Origin of the sequence: Peterkaempfera griseoplana (genome assembly GCF_001418575.1) — a bacterium.
GTDB classification, from domain to species: Bacteria; Actinomycetota; Actinomycetes; order Streptomycetales; family Streptomycetaceae; genus Peterkaempfera; species Peterkaempfera griseoplana.
Genome location: NZ_LIQR01000084.1, coordinates 1 through 12,888 on the forward strand (window position 1 = coordinate 1; position 12,888 = coordinate 12,888).

The following is a 12,888-nucleotide window of genomic DNA, read 5'->3' on the forward strand; positions in this document are numbered from 1 at the left end:
GCGCCGCCCGCTCACCCGGCTGCTCCTCCTCGGCGGCCGGCGGGGCGGCGGCCGAGGCCAGCAGCTCGGCGAGGGGGGCGTGACCGACGTCGGCGCCGGCCGGGCGCCCGTCGAGCAGCCGCTCGGCGGTCTCCCGGTCGATCCCTCGGAATCGGTTGGTCCTCATCTCATGTCCTTCAGCGTCGACGGGCTCGTCCGTGTCACACCCCGGTCCGAATCGCCCTCCGGGGGCAGGGACCCGGAGCGCTCCAGCAGCTCGGCGAGCCGGCGCAGGCCCCGGTGCGCGGCCATCCGGACGGCGCCCGGCCGCTTGCCGAGGATCCGGGCCGCGGCGGCGGCGTCCAGGTCCATGACGACGCGCAGCAGCACCGCCTCGGCCTGGTCCCGGGGGAGCGTCCTGATGAGGGCGAGTGCGGACTCCGTGGCCACCGTGGAGAGCGCGGAGCCCGCGGGGTCGTCGGGGGCGGGCAGCTCGGCCAGGTACTCGACGGGCGCCCCGGTGCGCGGGGCCCGGCTGAGCCGGCGCAGATGGTCCATGGCGCGGTGGCGGCCGATGGTGGCGACCCAGCCGCGGAAGCCGTCGGAGTCCCCCTGGAACGCCCGCAGGTCCCGGGCGACCTGCAGCCAGGTCTCGGAGGCCACGTCCTCGGCGTCGTCGCCGACGAGCGCCCGCAGATAGCGCAGCAGACCGGGCTGGACGGCCCGGTAGAGGCTGCGGAAGGCCTCCTCGTCCCCGTCGGCGGCGGCCCGCACCGCGGCGGAGAGATCGGCGGGGCCGGGCCGGCGCGGTACGGCCCGGCCGGCCTCCGCGGCAGGGGCCGCACGGCCGCCCCCGTCGTACTTCTCACGTCTCTGCACGCGGGCCATCATGCGGCACCGCCGCCCCTCGGTGGGCCGGGGGCGGCGGTGCGGTGGTCGGAACCGGGCGGCGGGGACCGGGGCCTGCGGCGGCCCGGCCGGTCAGAACATGTCGGGGCACCAGGGGCGGAACGGGGTCCGCAGCGTGAGGTCGGCCCGTGCGGCGGCGGCGGGCACCAGCTCCGCGACCAGTCCGGCGGCGGCCAGCCGGGGCACGGTCTCGCCGCCCAGGAGCAGCGAGCCCAGGGCGCCGACGCCCAGGGCGAGGTCCGCGGGGTCGGCGGTGCGGGTGCAGATGCCGCTGCCGTCGGCGGCGGTCTCCAGGGCCCAGCGGCCCTCGGCGTACCCGGCGGGGTCCGCCACCTCGAAGACGATCCGGCCGGGCGCTCCGTAGGTCCTGGAGCCGAAGGCGGCCACCGGGTCCAGCACCCGCAGCCACATGAAGTCGTCGCTGTCCGCGGTGGCCCGGGCCGCGCGCGGGTCGTTGAGCAGCAGCGGCAGCGGGTCGTCGGGGGCGATGTTCCGCACCACCAGCCGGCGCACCCAGTCGACGGAGAAGGCGTACCGCCACAGGGCCGCGGCGGTCGCCCGGTCCAGGGCGAAGTGGTCGCGGACGGTCAGGGTGCAGTCGGGGCGCTTGCCGTCCCAGGTGCTGTCCACGGCGTACGTCAGCATGCCGGTCACCTGGCCGTCGGCGTCCCGGTGGACGGCGGCGAAGGGTTCCGTCCAGTCGCTGTGCGGTCCGCGCAGCTCACCTGTGCGGATGCGCCAGTTGACCTCCCGGCGCTCGATCGCTCCGGGCTGGGTGCGGCGGTAGCGGTCGAAGAGGCCGGGGGCCAGCTTGCGGACCTCTGCCATGGAGGCGAGGTCGATCCGGCCGGCGTCCTGACCCGGTACCGGCCGCAGACCGCCGGCCCGCGTCAGGTCGATCTCCAGGCCGCCGCAGCGGGTGGCCGGGCCGAAGCCGAACCGGCCGTAGATGTTGTACTCGGCGGCGACCAGGATCGCCACCGCGTCGCCGCGCGCCGCGGCGGCGGCCAGGTCGTGCTCCATCATCCGGCTGAGCAGTCCGCGCCGCCGGTGGGTGGCGGTCACCGTGACGTTGCTGATCGCGTCGGCGGTGAGCACGCCGCCGCCGGGCATCGTCAGTTCGGTGGCGAAGCTGCGGAAGGTGCCGACGCAGCGGTCCCCGTCGAAGGCGCCGATGGAACGGGCGGGCTCGAAGAAGGCCCGCCGGACCTCCAGCGTGCCGGGGTCGCCGGGCCGCATGAAGCCGATGTCGAGCGCCTGGCCCCAGGCGGGCAGCTCAGCCTCGGTGATCTCACGTATGTCGATGTCGCGCCGGCCGTCCGGTTCGCTGGTCTGCTTGGCCATGGGGGCACCGTACGACCGGCCGGTAGGGCAGGTCACCCGCTTTTCCGCGCCTCGCGCCGGTCCGCCACCGGGACGCCCGGGCCGTACCCCGCGCGCCCGTGTCGCGCCGGCGGCCGCCGCCGATGACGTCCCCGGCCCGGCGCGGGCCGCCACCGCCTCCGCGACCCGGCAGCTGCCGGGTCCGCGCCGGGGGCGGGACCGCCGCTACCAGCGGTGGCCGTCGCCGGCCAGCAGATCCTCGATCCTGGCCTCGCCCTCGCGGTAGCGGCGAGTGATCTCCGCACTGCAGCGGTCCACGGTGCCCTGGAGGGACTGCCGGCGGCGGGAGACCTCCCGTTCATGGGCGGAGAGCCGCTCCAGGGCGGCGGCGAGCGCCGCGTCGCCGTTGGCGGCGAGGTCGGCGAGCTGCACATCGCCCATCAGCCGGTCGGCCTCGTCGCCGTACCGCTCGCCGCGTGGGGTGCCGAGGGTGACATGGCGGGCGCTGCGGAAGCGGGCCGGGCCGTCGGCGAGGATCTGCGGCAGGCGGTCCAGGAGGTTCTCCGCCGGGGCCGGCTGCTGTGCGCCGCCGGAGCGGCGGGCCAGCTCGGCGCGGATGATGTCGATCCGGCCCTGGAGCAGGCGGCGGAGGTAGGAGAGGTCGGCCTCGTCCTCCTGGGCGGAGCGGCGCAGCGCCCGCAGTTCGTCGAGTCCCAGGCCGGAGGGCGCCCGCACGCCGGGCGGGACCGCCGGCGGCACCTCGCGCGGGGAGGGGCCGGAGGCACCGTCCGACCCGTTGTGCTCATCCATCAGCCACCTGCTGTCCTTCGGTCGGTCCCCGGCTCTGTCCCCCGCCCCGGGTCACGCCGGTCCGGGGCCCTGCGGTTCCCCGCCGGAGCGGTCGGCACCCGTCCGGGGGAACGGTGCTCGGTACGGGCTTACGGCCGCTGCCCGCATGGTGGCATCCGGGACACGCCCGATGCACTGCCGGTCCACCCGATCGGAGCCCTGGCGAATACCCCTGGCTAATACGACCAGCGCACTGCCCTGCGCGGACGGCTGCCCACCGGGCGCGTCCGATCGCGGCACGGGCGTGAACGTGGCCCACGCGCCCTCTTCCACGCCGGTCCGCGCCCTGCTCGGCGGCTGCCCCCGAACTCCGGGCACCGGACGGTCCCACCGCGCGCCCCCCGGAGGCGGGCGGGCCCGGGATGACGCCCCCACCCTCCCGCGGTGCCGGCCGCCCTCGCACTGCCGCCACAATGGGTCCATGCGAGCAGTGGTGCAGCGGGTGACCGAGGCGAGTGTGACCGTGGCCGGTGAGACGGTGGGCTCCATCCTGGGGCCGGGCCTGTGCGTCCTGGTGGGGGTGACCCATGAGGACACCCCGGCGCAGGCCGCCCAACTGGCCCGCAAACTCTGGTCACTGCGCATCCTGGAGGGCGAGAAGTCCTGCTCCGACCTCTCCGCCCCGCTGCTGGTGGTCAGCCAGTTCACCCTCTACGGGGACGCCCGCAAGGGCCGTCGCCCGACCTGGAACGCCGCCGCCCCGGGGCCGGTCGCCGAGCCGCTGGTGGACGAGGTTGTGGCGCAGCTGCGCGGGCTGGGCGCCACGGTGGCCACCGGCAGGTTCGGTGCCGAGATGAAGGTCTCCCTCGTCAACGACGGACCCTTCACGGTGCTGCTGGAGATGTGAGACCGCCGGGCGGCCACCCGGCCCGGAGCCCCTGGAGAGAGGACGCCCATGACATCCCCACCGCCGACCGTGGCCGTGCGCGGCGAGGCCGAGCTGGAGGTCGACCCCGAGCTGGCCCGGCTGCTGGTCACCGTCTCCGCACGCGACCGCGACCGCGGCCGCACCCTGGCCCGGCTCACCGAACGGCTGGACGCGGTGCGCCACCGGGTGGCCTCCTTCGGGGCGGCGGTGGAACGGGCGGACACCGGCTCGCTCTGGGTGCAGCCCGAGTACCAGGACTCCAGGCGGGCTGGGGAGCGTGTCGCCGGCTACCTGGGCAGTGCCGAACTCCGGGTCACCGTGGTCGACTTCAGCGTGCTGGGGGAACTGCTGCTGAGCGTCGCCGACCAGGAGATGACAGTGGTGGCCGGCCCCTCGTGGGGGCTGCGCAGCGACAGTCCCGTCCATCGGGAGGCCCGCGAACAGGCGGTCCACGCCTCCCTGGAGCGGGCCCGGCAGTACGCCGCCGCCCTGGGTGCCACCCTCACCGGGCTGGTGGAGCTGGCCGACCAGGGCCTCGGCTCCGGCGGCGGCGGCCGGGTGGGCGGCGGCTACGACGGTCCGCCGCCGGGTGCCCTACGGGCCGCCGCGGCACCCGGAGGCGCCTCGCCGCTGCCCCAGCTGGAGCTGGAGCCGGTGAAGCAGCGGGTACGGGCCACGGTGGAGGCCCGCTGGACGATGAGCCCGCCCACCGGCCTCTGAGCCCACCCTGCTCTGCCTTGGGGTCTCCCCCCGAGGGGGGCGGGCGGCCGCTACTGCGGGACGACGACCTCCTGGCCGGCCGGCACCGGCCCGGCCAGCAGCACCGCGTCCACCGGGACATTGCGCTTGACCAGGGCGAGCGCCACCGGGCCCAGCTCGAAGTGGCGGGCCGAGGAGGTGACGAAGCCGACCGGGCGGCCGTCCTGGCCCTCGGCGGCGATCCGCACCTCGGCGCCGTGCGGGGGCAGTACCTCCTCGGTCCCGTCCAGGTGGAGCAGCACGAGCCGGCGCGGCGGACGGCCCAGATTGTGCACCCTGGCGACGGTCTCCTGTCCCCGGTAGCAGCCCTTCTGCAGATGCACGGCGGTGCTCAGCCAGTCCACCTCGTGCGGGATGGTGCGGTGGTCGGTCTCGAAGCCCAGCCGTGGCCGGTGGCCCTCGATGCGCAGCGCCTCGTAGGCCCAGCTGCCCGCCGGTTCGCCCCAGCCCGCCGCCTGCTTCTCCAGTTCGGCGCGGGGCACGAAGAGGTCCCTGCCGTACGGGGTCTCGCGGACCGCCGCGGCGCCGGAGGCGTCGGCGACGGAGCCCGCCGGGAGGTGGACCACGGCGTAGTCGGCGGTCGCGTCGGCGATCTCCACCCGGTAGAAGAACTTCATGGACTCCAGATAGGCGATCAGCGCCTGCTGGGTGCCGGGCTCCACATGGGCCCAGGTGGTGACGCCGTCGTCGACCAGGTAGAGGGCGTGCTCCACATGGCCGTGCGGGGAGAGGATCAGCGCCTCGGTGGCCTGCTGCGGCGGCAGTTCGCTGACGTGCTGGGTGAGCAGCAGGTGCAGCCAGCTCAGCCGGTCCTCGCCGGTGACGGTGACCACGCCCCGGTGGGAGAGGTCGACGAAGCCCTCGCCTGCGGCGAGCCTGCGCTGCTCACGGAAGATGTCGCCGTAGTGGGCGGCGACGCCCTCATCGGCCCCCTCGGCGGGGACGGCACCGGGCAGGGACAGCAGCGGGCTCCTCATGTCCCCCAGCCTAGGCCTTCGGCGATTGCCGCGGTCCGCCGCCCCGGACCGGGGGTCAGCCGTGCCCGGCCGGCCCGGAGGGCGCGGAGCCGGGCGCGGCCCCGGTGCCGGACGAGGGCGCGGAGCCGGACGAGCCGGACGAGGCCGTGCAGTCGGCGCAGCGGCCGAAGATCGCGAAGTGCTTCATGTCGGTGTCGAAGCCGTACTCCGCGCGCAGCCGGTCCACCAGCGGGGCGGCCACGGAGGTGTCGGTCTCGGCGATCCTGCCGCAGTCCCGGCAGACCAGGTGCATGTGGTGGTGCCGGTCGGCGAGGTGGTACGTGGGCGCGCCGTGGCCGAGGTGCGTGTGGGAGACCAGACCCAGCTCCTCCAGCAGCTCCAGGGTGCGGTAGACGGTGGAGATGTTGACGCCGCTGGCGGTGTGCCGGACCTTGGTGAGGATGTCGTCGGGGGTGGCGTGGTCCAGGGCGTCCACGGCCTCCAGGACGAGCTGGCGCTGCGGGGTGAGCCGGTAACCGCGGGTGCGCAGCTCGGTCTTCCAGTCGGTGGAGCTGGTCTCGGTGCTGGTCCTTGCCACGGCTCTCAATCCCTCGCGCTCGGGCGTCCCGCCGGTCCCCAGTCTAGGTGCGGCCAGTCTAGGGACCGGAGGCTCGAACGCGTCAGCGGAAGAATGCGATGCCGTCGTCGGGGAGGTCCGCGATGTCCTCGATCAGCTTGGCCGGGTTGAGGACCTTCTTGAGCTGGGCGGACATGTAGGGGCGCAGCGGCACCTCGGGGGCGGCCTTCTCGCCGACCCACATCAGCTCGCCGTTGACCAGTCCGTAGAGCCGCTTGCCGCCGCTGTAGGGGGCGGCGGAGGCGGTGCGCGCGACGGCGTCGGTGGCGATGTCGATCTGCGGCCGGCCGTCGGCCATCTCGCCGTACCAGATCTCGACGACGCCCTCGTCCCGGACCATGGAGGCCTCGATGCCGCGGGTCCCGCCGGCACCCCCGGCGTTGCTGGTGATGCGCCAGAAGCCGAACTCGTTCTCCAGCGGGCGGACCTTGTTGCCCTCGTGGTCCAGGACCCAGCTGCGGGAGCGGTACTCCAGGAAGGCCCGGCCGTCGTGGCGGAAGATCACTTCCTGGCCGAAGTTGCACTTCTCGCTGCCGGGGAAGTCGAAGACCCCGGCGCCCTCCCAGGTACCGAGGAGGAAGGCCAGCGGGACGACGTCCTTGTGGAGGTCGGAAGGAATCTCGATCATGGTCTGGGTGACGCCTCGGTGATCGCGGGTACGGGGGTCTGAGGGGGCCCTGCGGGCCACCCTCCACCGTACCCCGATGTCAGCGCTGGCCCTGGTACAGCTTCAGAACGGCGAAGACCGCGAACCAGACGATGGCCACGGCCACCACGGCAAGCAGGACGGTGTAGGCGGTCTCAAGCACCTCTGTGCTCCTCATTGCTCGGACGGGTGAGCTGATGGCTGCAGGACGCAGTCTAGTGGCCGGGCGTCCACCGTCACCGTGAGGCCCACCACGTAGGCTGACGCCGGTCGCCGTACGACACGAGGAGCAGGCAGTGGCGAAGAGGCTGGTCATCAAGGTCACCGCGGGCGCGGACGCACCCGAGCGCTGCTCCCAGGCGTTCACGGTGGCGGCGGTGGCCGTCGCCAGCGGGGTGGAGGTGTCGCTCTGGCTGACCGGGGAGTCGGCGTGGTTCGCGCTGCCCGGACGGGCGGCGGAGTTCGAGCTGCCGCACGCGGCGCCGCTGCCGGATCTGCTGGAGTCGGTGCTGGCCGGCGGTTCGGTGACGCTCTGCAGCCAGTGCGCCGCCCGGCGGGAGATCACCCAGGCGGACGTGATCGACGGGGTGCGGATCGCCGGTGCGCAGATCTTCGTCACCGAGGCCGTGGCCGACGACGTGCAGGCCCTGGTGTACTGACCGGCCGGGCCGCTACTTCTCGTCCCACCAGCGGTCGTCGGGACCGCGCCGGTTGGCGACGATCGCCGCGCACGGCGGGATGACCATGGCCACCACGCACATGGCTATCGCGGCCGGGACCGACCAGAGCCGCACCACGCTCCAGGCCAGCACGAAGAGCCCCACACAGCTGCCCATGAGGGCGAAGTAGGCATGCCGCCGGCGTGACTGCATGGCTCCACGGTACGTCCGCCGGGCACGCCGGAGCCCGGCCGCGGGAGGATCTCCGCGGCCGGGCTCCGGGTGGCGCCGTCCGGACGGTCAGACGGCGATGGCGACCTCGGTGAAGGCGCCCTGCTGGGCGACGACCTTGCGGTCCACGGTCGCGCCGGGGACAAGGGCGCGCAGCGTCCAGGTGCCGGGCGCCGCGAAGAAGCGGAACTGCCCGGTCGCCGAGGTGGGAACCTCGGCGGTGAACTCGCCGCCCTCGTCGAGCAGACGCACATAGCCGTTGACCGGCTCGCCGTCGCGGGTCACCGAACCCTGGATGATGGTCTCGCTCGCCACGTCAACTCCTGCCAGATCGGGGCCGCCGGCCTTCGCACCGCACATAGCGCTGGTTCTCCTCGGGGTGGAACGGTCGGTTGGGGATTACTTGCCGGCGCCGAGCTCGATCGGCACGCCGACCAGGCTGCCGTACTCGGTCCAGGAGCCGTCGTAGTTCTTGACGTTGGACTGGCCGAGCAGCTCGTGCAGCACGAACCAGGTGAGCGCGGAGCGCTCGCCGATCCGGCAGTACGCGATGGTGTCCTTGGCCAGGTCCACGTTCTCGTCGGTGTAGAGCCGGGTGAGCTCCTCGTCCGACTTGAAGGTGCCGTCGTCGTTGGCGTTCTTGGACCAGGGGATGTTGCGCGCGCTCGGGACGTGGCCCGGACGCTGCGACTGCTCCTGCGGCAGGTGGGCGGGGGCCAGCAGCTTGCCGGAGAACTCGTCGGGCGAGCGGACGTCCACCAGGTTGAGGTTGCCGATGGCGGCGACCACGTCGTCGCGGAAGGCACGGATGGAGGTGTCCTGGGCCTTGGCCTTGTACTGGGTGGCGGCGCGCTCGGGCACCTCGGCCACCAGGTCGCGGGAGTCCAGCTCCCACTTCTTGCGGCCGCCGTCGAGGAGCTTCACGGACTCGTGGCCGTAGAGCTTGAAGTACCAGTAGGCGTAGGACGCGAACCAGTTGTTGTTGCCGCCGTAGAGGACGACGGTGTCGTCGTTGCCGATGCCCTTGGCGGACAGCAGCTTCTCGAAGCCCTCCTGGTCCACGAAGTCACGGCGGACCGGGTCCTGGAGGTCCTTCCTCCAGTCGATCCGGACGGCGTTGCGGATGTGGTTCTTGTCGTACGCAGAGGTGTCCTCGTCGACCTCCACGATGACGACCTTGGGGTCGTCCAGGTGGGCCTGGACCCAGTCTGCGTCGACCAGGACGTCGCTGCGACTCATGGTGTGTTCTCCTCCGGGGCAGTTGCGGAAGGTGGGCGCGCGGGCCGCTCCCGTCGCTGCGGTGTCCGGCGACGTGTCCGGATCCCGGGACGGGTGCGATCTGAGCAGAGGTTGCGTTCGATGGTGCGGCATGCCTGACGAGTTCGGGGCTCGGCACACCGGGTCAGGCCCGGTCACCGGCTCGGACGGCATGTCGGAGAGTCCGGGAAGTGCCGTCCAGTCAGGACATTCGACACAGGCAGGCGGACACGCGGCACAGGTCGACCGCCCGCCGCTTGGTGAGATCCGCCTGTCGCTTCATGCCGACGATGCTAGGGACTGGCACCGCCGCATGTCATCGCCAGATCAAATGGTGAGACATTCTTATCCGGATATTGAGATTTCCGGGTCTCAGCGCCGCCTCGGGCACCGCACGGGACGGTCCGGGGCGCCCGGCGGCCGCCACCGCCCCGGACCAGCGCCGCTGCGCCCGCCGTACTGGACACGGCGTCTCGCGGAGCGGAACGGCCGGGCCACGCGACAGGGGACAGGCGACGCGCGTGGTCAGCCCGCCAGATCGAGGTTGTGCCCGGTGAAGCCGATGGCGACACCGTTCGGCTGCGGGTCGACCGACTTCACGCTGAGGCCGACCGGCAGCCCGCTGAGCTTCTGCGAGGTGGCGAAGAGCGAGCTGAACGCCGTGTCCAGGCCGGGGATGGAACCCAGGTCGATGCCGCTGCCCAGCGCACTCACCGAGACGTCCCCCACCGTGACGGTGTCACCGCCCTGAACCGCCAGCCGGGCGGTGGCACTGCCGTCCACCTGGCCCAGCGGGGTGTCCACCTTCCCGGAGATCTTGATCTTGCCGTTGCCGCCGTAGGAGATGGCCGCGTCCTTGTTGCCGATCAGCGAGGTGATGTCGGCGTACGAGATGAGCGCCGTGCCGTCCGCGCTGTCCGCGGTCGCGGAGGAGAAGCTGCTGTTCACCCGGACCCCGCTGATCCGCGCGGAGAAGGTCTGCAGCGTCGCCGTCTTCCCGCCGCCGCTGATCTGCAGGCCGTCGGCGGAGAGCCTGACGTCGTCCAGCTTCTTGGCCGCCACCTGGGTGAGGAACGGAAAGCCCTCGATGCTGACCTTGGGCCGGGTGTTCAGCCCCTTCTCGGACTGGATCTTCTCCGCCACCTTGTCGTCCGCCACCCCGACGGCGATCCGGTCGGCCGCGACGAAGAGGCCGGCCAGGATCACGAGCGCGATCGTCAGTTTGTGCCAGGCGCGCATGGGACTCCCTCGGAGGCTGGTTCCGTCGTCGGCATCAGACGCCCCGCCGGGAGGAGCGGTTCCGCCGAGCGGCCCATCATGCCCTACGAGCGCGCCCGCCCCGGCTCTCAGCCGCCGGCGAACGGCGGCAGCACCTCCACCGTGCCACCCTCCGCCAGCAGCACAGACGCATGGTCGCGCCCGCCCACCGGATCCCCGTCCACCAGGAAGGAGCAGTGCCCCAGCACCCGGGAGAACCGCGGCCGGTCGGCATGCCGGGCCCGTGCCTGCTCCAGCGCCTCGGCCAGGGTCGCCGCCCGATAGGGCTCCTCGGCGACACCGGCCTCGGCCTTCGCCGCCGCCCAGTAGCGGATCGTGCCGCTGCTCACGGTCCCTTCGGCCCCGCCGGCCACCGCCATGGCCCCTCCTCCTGGTCGTACCGTCGGCGTCCATCATCACCCCCTCCGCCCCCGGCCCGGCACACCCGGGCTCCGGCGGTCACCCTTCGGCGGGGCGGCCGTACCCCGTCGTCCAGCGGGTCAGCCTCGCCCCGATCCGGTCCAGCAGTTCCTCCCCGGCGGCATTCTCCGCATGGCCGAAGCCGGGCTCGATCCAGAGCTCGGACTCCGTTCCCGCCTCCCGGGCCGAGCGGTGCAGCGACAGCGGGTGGTCCAGCGGGAAGTACGGGTCCCGGTCGCCGTGCACCACCAGCAGCGGGGTGGCCCCCAGCCGTCCCGCCGCCTCCACCGGCGGCATCGGCACCTGCACCCAGTCCCGCGGGTCGATACGGGTCCGCAGGCCGTGCCGGGCGACCGCCCTGCCCAGCGGATGCATCACCAGCCGGTGCACCCGCCGCATCGGCACCGTGCCCTGGTAGTACCAGCGCGCCGGGGCGCTCACCGCCGCCACGGCCGCCACCCCGCCGTGCAGCGCCGCATGCCGTACGACCACCGCGCCGCCCATGGAGAAACCCACCGTGGCAATCCTGCGGTGCCCCAGCGACCGGGCCCAGGAGACGGCCGCCTCCAGATCCAGCACCTCGCGGTCGCCGACCGTGGAGCGGCCACCCGAACGGCCGTGCCCGCGGAACGAGAGCACGACCACCGCCCCGTGGCGCGAGAACACCCGGGCGGCGCGTCGCACCGCCGGGCGCTCCACCGCTCCGGTGAATCCGTGCGCGATCACCACGGCGGTGCCGGAGGCCGCCTCACCGGGGTGGTAGACGGCGTGCACACGGGTGGCGTCGGCGGCGGTCAACAGCGCCTCGGCAGGCGCGTCCCAGGGCTGCGCACGCCCTGACCCCGTGCTCCGGACCTTAACGGTGGGTCTCATGTGGGCTATTCTCCTGAGGTGAGGGATCCGGGCAGAGTCGCCCCCGGGTCCCTTTGTGTTTGGAGCACGGTGTGCTCCGGGCACAGCGTGCTGGAGCACAGTGAGCTCCGAGGACACCAGCACGGCCGTCCAGCCGCCAGGCACCCACTCGTGCCGGGCCGACCGGACGGACCCGGCCGCCACCGCACGACGGAGTGCACCCGGCGGACGGGAACCGAGTCGATCCCGCGACGGGCCGCCGCCCGCGCGGGGCGCCCCGGCCGCCCGCACGGGCAGGCCGGGACGCGGCAACGGAAGGGCTTGACCGTGGGAAGAGCGGGTACGGAAGGCCGAGGGTCACGGGACCCCCGACGCCCTCTCGTCCTCGCCGCCATGCCTCGCCCCCGACCGCCGGCCGCCGCCTTGCGCGCCCTCACCTCCCAGTCCACCGCCTGCGGCGGCAGCGGACCGGAAGCCACCGCGACGACCCGGAAAGGGGACTACCGGGTATGAGTTCACTGCTGCTGCTGACCAACGCCCTCCAGCCGTCCGCCGAGGTGCTGCCCGCACTCGGCCTGCTGCTGCACAGCGTGCGGGTGGCGCCCGCCGAGGGTGCGGCGCTTGTCGACACCCCGGGCGCCGACGTGATCCTGATCGACGGGCGGCGCGACCTCCCGCAGATCCGCAGTCTGTGCCAGCTGCTCCGCTCCACCGGCCCCGGCTGTCCGCTGGTCCTGGTGGTCACCGAGGGCGGCCTGGCCGCGGTCACCGCCGAGTGGGGCATCGACGACGTCCTGCTGGACACCGCCGGGCCCGCCGAGGTCGAGGCCCGGCTGCGGCTGGCCATGGGCCGGATGCAGGTCGTCTCCGACGACAGCCCCATGGAGATCCGCAACGGCGACCTCTCGGTGGACGAGGCCACCTACTCGGCCAAGCTCAAGGGCCGGGTGCTGGACCTCACCTTCAAGGAGTTCGAGCTGCTGAAGTACCTCGCGCAGCACCCCGGCCGGGTCTTCACCCGCGCCCAGCTGCTGCAGGAGGTCTGGGGCTACGACTACTTCGGCGGCACCCGCACCGTGGACGTCCATGTGCGGCGGCTGCGCGCCAAGCTCGGCCCGGAGCACGAGCAGCTGATCGGCACCGTGCGCAACGTCGGGTACCGCTTTGTGATCCCCGAGAAGGGCGACAAGAGCGGTGCCCAGGCCGACCGTCCCGCCCAGGCCGCCGCGCCGGACGAGTCCAGCGCGGTGAGCAGGTCCTGACGCCCTGCCGCACCGACGGGGCGC

17 protein-coding genes are annotated in these 12,888 nt (G+C 73.5%); 4 read left to right on the forward strand and 13 right to left on the reverse strand.

Annotated features, from left to right (window positions below; all coding sequences use genetic code 11):
- Positions 1–162: 162 nt before the first annotated feature.
- From AOK09_RS06565 to AOK09_RS06575, 3 genes are all read right to left on the reverse strand, one after another.
- Positions 163–867 carry an RNA polymerase sigma factor gene (locus AOK09_RS06565; RefSeq protein ID WP_107101257.1) on the reverse strand — a complete coding sequence of 235 codons (705 nt, stop codon included), beginning with the start codon at positions 865–867 and terminating at the stop codon, positions 163–165.
- 93 nt (positions 868–960) lie between these two features.
- Complete coding sequence (locus AOK09_RS06570; RefSeq protein WP_055586165.1) at positions 961–2,232, reverse strand: GNAT family N-acetyltransferase; 1,272 nt, start codon at positions 2,230–2,232, stop codon at positions 961–963.
- A 204-nt stretch (positions 2,233–2,436) separates the two neighbouring features.
- Positions 2,437–3,021, reverse strand: a complete 585-nt coding sequence (locus AOK09_RS06575) for an RsiG family protein (RefSeq protein WP_245687154.1) — start codon at positions 3,019–3,021, stop codon at positions 2,437–2,439.
- Positions 3,022–3,481: 460 nt separating this feature from the next.
- Between AOK09_RS06575 and dtd the strand changes: the two genes are divergently transcribed.
- Complete coding sequence (gene dtd, locus AOK09_RS06580; RefSeq protein ID WP_055586166.1) at positions 3,482–3,907, forward strand: D-aminoacyl-tRNA deacylase; 426 nt, start codon at positions 3,482–3,484, stop codon at positions 3,905–3,907.
- A 48-nt stretch (positions 3,908–3,955) separates the two neighbouring features.
- Positions 3,956–4,648, forward strand: a complete 693-nt coding sequence (locus AOK09_RS06585; protein ID WP_055586167.1) for an SIMPL domain-containing protein — start codon at positions 3,956–3,958, stop codon at positions 4,646–4,648.
- A gap of 50 nt (positions 4,649–4,698) precedes the next feature.
- Here the strand turns inward: AOK09_RS06585 and ygfZ are convergent, their stop codons facing one another.
- From ygfZ to AOK09_RS06600, 3 genes are all read right to left on the reverse strand, one after another.
- Entirely contained in the window at positions 4,699–5,664 is a 966-nt protein-coding gene (ygfZ, locus tag AOK09_RS06590) for a CAF17-like 4Fe-4S cluster assembly/insertion protein YgfZ (protein WP_055586168.1), read from the reverse strand.
- A 55-nt stretch (positions 5,665–5,719) separates the two neighbouring features.
- On the reverse strand, positions 5,720–6,241 hold the full coding sequence (locus tag AOK09_RS06595) for a Fur family transcriptional regulator (RefSeq protein WP_055586169.1): 522 nt from the start codon (positions 6,239–6,241) through the stop codon (positions 5,720–5,722).
- Positions 6,242–6,323: 82 nt separating this feature from the next.
- Positions 6,324–6,908, reverse strand: coding sequence for an FABP family protein (locus AOK09_RS06600; protein ID WP_055586170.1), 585 nt, complete (start codon positions 6,906–6,908; stop codon positions 6,324–6,326).
- Between the two features lie 314 nt (positions 6,909–7,222).
- On the opposite strand from AOK09_RS06600, the gene AOK09_RS06605 reads away from it, so the two are divergent.
- The gene (locus tag AOK09_RS06605; protein ID WP_055586171.1) at positions 7,223–7,585 is read left to right on the forward strand and encodes a DsrE family protein; all 363 of its coding nucleotides are present in this window, start codon (positions 7,223–7,225) and stop codon (positions 7,583–7,585) included.
- A gap of 12 nt (positions 7,586–7,597) precedes the next feature.
- On the opposite strand, the gene AOK09_RS06610 is transcribed toward AOK09_RS06605, so the two are convergent.
- The 7 genes from AOK09_RS06610 to AOK09_RS06635 form a co-directional block, all read right to left on the reverse strand.
- Positions 7,598–7,798 (reverse strand): DUF3099 domain-containing protein, encoded by a 201-nt coding sequence (locus AOK09_RS06610; RefSeq protein WP_055586172.1) that lies wholly within the window; start codon positions 7,796–7,798, stop codon positions 7,598–7,600.
- Positions 7,799–7,885: 87 nt separating this feature from the next.
- Entirely contained in the window at positions 7,886–8,176 is a 291-nt protein-coding gene (locus AOK09_RS06615; protein ID WP_055586173.1) for a DUF1416 domain-containing protein, read from the reverse strand.
- 39 nt (positions 8,177–8,215) lie between these two features.
- Positions 8,216–9,055 carry a sulfurtransferase gene (locus AOK09_RS06620; RefSeq protein ID WP_055586174.1) on the reverse strand — a complete coding sequence of 280 codons (840 nt, stop codon included), beginning with the start codon at positions 9,053–9,055 and terminating at the stop codon, positions 8,216–8,218.
- Positions 9,056–9,275: 220 nt separating this feature from the next.
- Positions 9,276–9,356 carry an Ms5788A family Cys-rich leader peptide gene (locus AOK09_RS43585; protein ID WP_377274234.1) on the reverse strand — a complete coding sequence of 27 codons (81 nt, stop codon included), beginning with the start codon at positions 9,354–9,356 and terminating at the stop codon, positions 9,276–9,278.
- A gap of 242 nt (positions 9,357–9,598) precedes the next feature.
- The gene (locus tag AOK09_RS06625; protein ID WP_055586175.1) at positions 9,599–10,312 is read right to left on the reverse strand and encodes an LmeA family phospholipid-binding protein; all 714 of its coding nucleotides are present in this window, start codon (positions 10,310–10,312) and stop codon (positions 9,599–9,601) included.
- Between the two features lie 107 nt (positions 10,313–10,419).
- Complete coding sequence (locus AOK09_RS06630; protein WP_175609266.1) at positions 10,420–10,710, reverse strand: MoaD/ThiS family protein; 291 nt, start codon at positions 10,708–10,710, stop codon at positions 10,420–10,422.
- Between the two features lie 79 nt (positions 10,711–10,789).
- Positions 10,790–11,623: an alpha/beta hydrolase gene (locus AOK09_RS06635; protein ID WP_079062808.1), complete on the reverse strand. Its 834-nt coding sequence runs from the start codon at positions 11,621–11,623 to the stop codon at positions 10,790–10,792.
- Positions 11,624–12,111: 488 nt separating this feature from the next.
- Here AOK09_RS06635 and AOK09_RS06640 point away from each other — a divergent pair, with 488 nt between their 5' ends.
- The gene (locus AOK09_RS06640; protein WP_055586176.1) at positions 12,112–12,864 is read left to right on the forward strand and encodes a response regulator transcription factor; all 753 of its coding nucleotides are present in this window, start codon (positions 12,112–12,114) and stop codon (positions 12,862–12,864) included.
- The last annotated feature ends 24 nt before the right edge of the window (positions 12,865–12,888 follow it).

What these genes read in the sequence shown, in the direction of transcription:
- AOK09_RS06570 (WP_055586165.1), bottom strand. Translation starts at nt 2,232, where the DNA reads ATGGCCAAGCAGACCAGCGAACCGGACGGCCGGCGCGACATCGACATA.
- dtd (WP_055586166.1), top strand. Translation starts at nt 3,482, where the DNA reads ATGCGAGCAGTGGTGCAGCGGGTGACCGAGGCGAGTGTGACCGTGGCC.
- AOK09_RS06565 (WP_107101257.1), bottom strand. Translation starts at nt 867, where the DNA reads ATGGCCCGCGTGCAGAGACGTGAGAAGTACGACGGGGGCGGCCGTGCG.
- AOK09_RS06600 (WP_055586170.1), bottom strand. Translation starts at nt 6,908, where the DNA reads ATGATCGAGATTCCTTCCGACCTCCACAAGGACGTCGTCCCGCTGGCC.
- AOK09_RS06575 (WP_245687154.1), bottom strand. Translation starts at nt 3,021, where the DNA reads ATGGATGAGCACAACGGGTCGGACGGTGCCTCCGGCCCCTCCCCGCGC.
- AOK09_RS06585 (WP_055586167.1), top strand. Translation starts at nt 3,956, where the DNA reads ATGACATCCCCACCGCCGACCGTGGCCGTGCGCGGCGAGGCCGAGCTG.
- AOK09_RS06610 (WP_055586172.1), bottom strand. Translation starts at nt 7,798, where the DNA reads ATGCAGTCACGCCGGCGGCATGCCTACTTCGCCCTCATGGGCAGCTGT.
- AOK09_RS06640 (WP_055586176.1), top strand. Translation starts at nt 12,112, where the DNA reads ATGAGTTCACTGCTGCTGCTGACCAACGCCCTCCAGCCGTCCGCCGAG.
- AOK09_RS06635 (WP_079062808.1), bottom strand. Translation starts at nt 11,623, where the DNA reads ATGAGACCCACCGTTAAGGTCCGGAGCACGGGGTCAGGGCGTGCGCAG.
- AOK09_RS06615 (WP_055586173.1), bottom strand. Translation starts at nt 8,176, where the DNA reads ATGTGCGGTGCGAAGGCCGGCGGCCCCGATCTGGCAGGAGTTGACGTG.
- AOK09_RS06625 (WP_055586175.1), bottom strand. Translation starts at nt 10,312, where the DNA reads ATGCGCGCCTGGCACAAACTGACGATCGCGCTCGTGATCCTGGCCGGC.
- ygfZ (WP_055586168.1), bottom strand. Translation starts at nt 5,664, where the DNA reads ATGAGGAGCCCGCTGCTGTCCCTGCCCGGTGCCGTCCCCGCCGAGGGG.
- AOK09_RS06630 (WP_175609266.1), bottom strand. Translation starts at nt 10,710, where the DNA reads ATGGCGGTGGCCGGCGGGGCCGAAGGGACCGTGAGCAGCGGCACGATC.
- AOK09_RS06620 (WP_055586174.1), bottom strand. Translation starts at nt 9,055, where the DNA reads ATGAGTCGCAGCGACGTCCTGGTCGACGCAGACTGGGTCCAGGCCCAC.
- AOK09_RS43585 (WP_377274234.1), bottom strand. Translation starts at nt 9,356, where the DNA reads ATGAAGCGACAGGCGGATCTCACCAAGCGGCGGGCGGTCGACCTGTGC.